At 65.5% G+C, this 3,670-nt stretch carries 3 protein-coding genes and 1 tRNA gene; 2 read left to right on the top strand and 2 right to left on the bottom strand.

The window, feature by feature from the left end:
* The first annotated feature begins 247 nt into the window (after positions 1-247).
* Both M0R80_31650 and M0R80_31645 read left to right on the top strand, forming a co-directional pair.
* On the top strand, positions 248-502 hold the full coding sequence (locus M0R80_31650) for a helix-turn-helix domain-containing protein (protein MCK9464196.1): 255 nt from the start codon (positions 248-250) through the stop codon (positions 500-502).
* Positions 499-1,704, top strand: a complete 1,206-nt coding sequence (locus tag M0R80_31645) for a site-specific integrase (protein ID MCK9464195.1) — start codon at positions 499-501, stop codon at positions 1,702-1,704. Before M0R80_31650 ends, M0R80_31645 begins: the two co-directional genes overlap by 4 nt.
* 7 nt (positions 1,705-1,711) lie before the next feature.
* Here the strand turns inward: M0R80_31645 and M0R80_31640 are convergent.
* Positions 1,712-1,795, bottom strand: a tRNA-Leu gene (locus M0R80_31640).
* A gap of 26 nt (positions 1,796-1,821) precedes the next feature.
* Positions 1,822-3,597, bottom strand: a complete 1,776-nt coding sequence (locus M0R80_31635; GenBank protein ID MCK9464194.1) for a hypothetical protein — start codon at positions 3,595-3,597, stop codon at positions 1,822-1,824.
* Between the last annotated feature and the right edge of the window lie 73 nt (positions 3,598-3,670).

Genomic DNA, 3,670 nt, shown 5'->3' with positions numbered 1-3,670 from the left:
ATTAGCGCCGCCCCTCGACCGGATGCGCCGGAGAAACGCGCGAGTCGCCCGGGGGGAAGAGCGGGGCTCTCCAGCTTCGTGATCGGCCGCGGCCTCGAGATGGAGGCGGACCCGGGACCAGCCGTCCCGCGAGCGTCTTCGCGACAGTCCCGGCGACAAGAACCTGACGACGCCCCGCTCTTTGCCCCGGATTTCGTCTGCCAACCTCTCGGTGTGCAAACACCGAACGAACAACAGAGAGGAGACCATGGGCGACGCCAAGTCGGAACCTCCCAATCGGATCTCTGGTGGCGAAACCGGCGTGGATAGCCGCGCTGAGCGTTTATTGACAGTAGAAGAAGTCGCCGAGTGGCTCAGGCTCACGACCAAGGGCGTGTACGCCATGGTCGAAGCGAGACGAATTCCGTTTTTCCGCGTGTCTAACCGGTTGCGTTTTTCGCGATTGGCTTTATCTAATTGGCTCGAGGGAAACCGTGTGTCGGCTTTGGAGGAACGCCAATGACGACACGCAAATTGAAAGGTTCGTGGTGGGTGGACCTGCGCTACGAACATAGACGGTACCGGCTCAAATCGCCGGTCAACACCAAGCGTGGCGCCGAGGAGTACGAGCGTCTTGTACGACAGCGACTACTCGACGGCGCGTTTGGAGAGAAGGAGGTGCCGACCTTCGCCGAGTGGTTCACTGGCCGGTTCTGGAAAGAGTGGGTGGTCGGGCGGAAGAACAAGCCGAGCGAAGTCGAAGCCAAGCTGAGCATCTACAAGCACCACTTGAAGGACGAGTTCGGAGAGCTCCGGCTCAACCAGATCACGGTGGCGGAGATCGCGAAGTTCCGCGCTCGCCTCGTGTTATCCGGGCGGCAGTCGGAGAAGCGCATCAACAACATCCTGGTCGTGCTCTCCAAAGCGTTGAAGTACGCGGTGGAGGCGGAGGTGATCGACCACGCACCGCGCATCGGGCTCTTCCGGGTGGAAGCGCCGGAGATTGTCAGCTGGGAAATCGACGAGTACGTGCGGCTCCTCGCAGCGGCACGAGAGGAAGGGTACGAGTGGTACGTCGCGGCGTGCCTGGCCGGTGAGGCCGGGTTGCGCATCGGCGAGGTGAGGGCGCTACGCTGGAAAGAGGACGTCGACCTCGCCAGCCAGACGATCACGGTGAACCAGCAGACGCGACACGGAGTGACCGGAACGCCGAAAGGACGGACCAGGCGCGTTGTGCCGATGACCAGTACGCTGTTCAACGCGCTGAAGGGGCTGAGCGTTGTTCGCTCTGGCTATGTCGTGCGCAACGAAGACGGTTCGCCGCTGTCGGACAACCAGACCAAGCACACGATCTACCGCATCTGCGATCGCGCCGGCTTGAAGGCCGACCGATATCTCCACCGCACCTGGCACGTTCTGCGGCACTCCTTCGGGACACACGCGGCGCTGTTCGGCGTGAACCCCTGGCGGCTGCAGGCGTGGATGGGGCACAAACAGATCGATGAGACCGTGCGCTACGTACACGTCGCCGATGCCCACAGGCGCGACTTGCCGGAGCCTGTCGTCGCCGCCGCAGCGCGAGAGACGGATCCGGACAAGCGGATCATCGCCATGCTCGGCGCTCGGGCAGAGGTGGTCGCGTCGGACGGGCACTGCGGCGAGCGTGGGCACCAGGTGGGCACCAGCGCTCAGGCGGAGAAGGCAATGGTCGAGAACTACTGCTAATTTCTTGTGCCGGGGACGGGGGTCGAACCCGTACGAGCTTTCGCCCGGGGGATTTTAAGTCCCCTGCGTCTGCCGATTCCGCCACCCCGGCGTCGGGCCGATTCTAGTCGAAATTGGTTAGAAATGCGCGCGGAGGAAAATGACTAAGTCGAAGTTGTGCGCCCACGTGTCGGTGCCCATGCCGACGTAGTCGTACAGGAGCTCGCCGCCCACGTCGATGTACTTGTGCAGGCCATAGAGGATGCCGGGTCCCAGGCCGAACGCCTGCATGCCGGAGGCGCGCTGCCGCTTGATCTGGTGCTCCTCCTCGCCGCCCTGCGTGGTCGTGTAGGCGAGCTTGATCTCGTGGTACGTCGCGCCGAAGAAGTTGAACTCGATCTTGGCGTAGAGCCGCAGCCCCTGCTTGTCCTCGAGCTTCTTGTCCTCGCCCACGAGCTGTCCGGGGCCCATCAGCCTGCCGTCGCCGAAGTAGTAGAACAGCCCGTGGAGGCCGAACATCGGCCCGTTCTCCTCCTTCGAGCCCAGGCCCGCGATCCGCATGCTGTCGCTCGAGATGTTCTGGAACCTGACCCAGGCGCCGATCTCGAACCTATCGAGGAAGAGCCAGCCGAGCCCCGCGCGCATGAACATCCACGACGGAGAGAGGCCGCTTGCGAGATCGATTTCGTGCTCGACGTCCCACTCGTCGACGGCGATCTCCGGCCGGCCGCCGACGATGCCGGCGCCCATGCCGAGACCGAAGTACAAGCTGAGCCCGAGCGCCTTGATGCCCTTCTCGCCGCCGCCGCCCTCGCCGCCTTCGCCGCCCTCGACGCAGTAGCTCTCGGAGCAGATCTTGCCGCCCACGCAGTCCTCGTCGACGTCGCACGGGATGTCGTGGCAGTGCAGATCCCACGGCGGGCACGGCGCGGCGTCGTCCGGGTTGCACTTCGGCGGCTCGGGCATGCCGGGCAGGACCGGCTGCGCGCCCTGGAAGAGGGTGTCGTCGATCATTTTGATCTCGACCGGCGCGCTCAGCGAGCCTTCGGCCGCGATGATCGAGCCGTCGCCGCCCACGACCTCGATGTAGTAGTAGATCGCTTCCGGGTCGAGCAGGGCGATGGCGTCGCAGCCGATGAGCAGGCCGTACATGCTCTTGTTCCGCTGCATCTCCGCGACCTGGTAGTTCTGGTCGGACGGCAGCCGGAAGTAGAGGCGCGCCGACTGGACGGCGACCATCGGGTTGGTCTCCATGTAGAGGCCGAGCGGGTACATGCGCTTCGCCTGGACGACGCGGTTGTGCTTCATCACCCAGAAGCCGCCCTGCATCCCCTGGCCGCCCGCCTGATCCATCTTCGCCGGCCCGACGATGCCGAGGCGCTCGCGCACCATCTGGAAGGTGGCCTTGACGGTCTCGTTCACGAGCTCGCGCTCCGGCTCGACCGTTGGATCGGTCGTCAGCGCGAGGCGCATGAACTCGGTGCCCTGCGGGATCGCCTGCAGGAAGCCGGCGTACAGCGCGCCGAGCGCCATGTAGACGCGGGCGAGCAGCTTGCCCTTGACCCCGTACTCGTCGCACTTCGCGAACGCCTGCTCGAATTGGATCTGGCCGGTCTGCAGGTCCAGCGCGCCGACCGAGCGCTTGCCCTCGACGATGGCGTCGATGATCTCGCGCTCCTTGAGCGGGTCGAGCGCGAGCGCCGCGTCAGCGGGCGCCGCGGTCGTCACGGCCGCGCCCGAAGGCGGCGGCGGCGGTGGCGGCGGCGGGGGCGGGGCGACCGTTCCGGCGCCGGGCGGCGGCGGCGGCGGCGGGGCCTGCGCCACGACCTGCCCGGCGACCGTCAGCACGAGGATCGTCGCCGCGGCGAGCGCGAGCCCCTGGAAAACCCTGGAATCTGTTCGGTGAGAATTCATGAGCCTGGCTCCTCGCGATCTCGAAGGTGGGTCACGAGCCCACACGCCGTAAAATTCCTTCCGAATTCTACTC

This window comes from Pseudomonadota bacterium (assembly GCA_023229365.1).
In the GTDB taxonomy this organism is placed as follows: Bacteria; Myxococcota_A; Polyangia; order JAAYKL01; family JAAYKL01; genus JALNZK01.
This window is presented reverse-complemented; position numbering and strand designations above follow the sequence as displayed.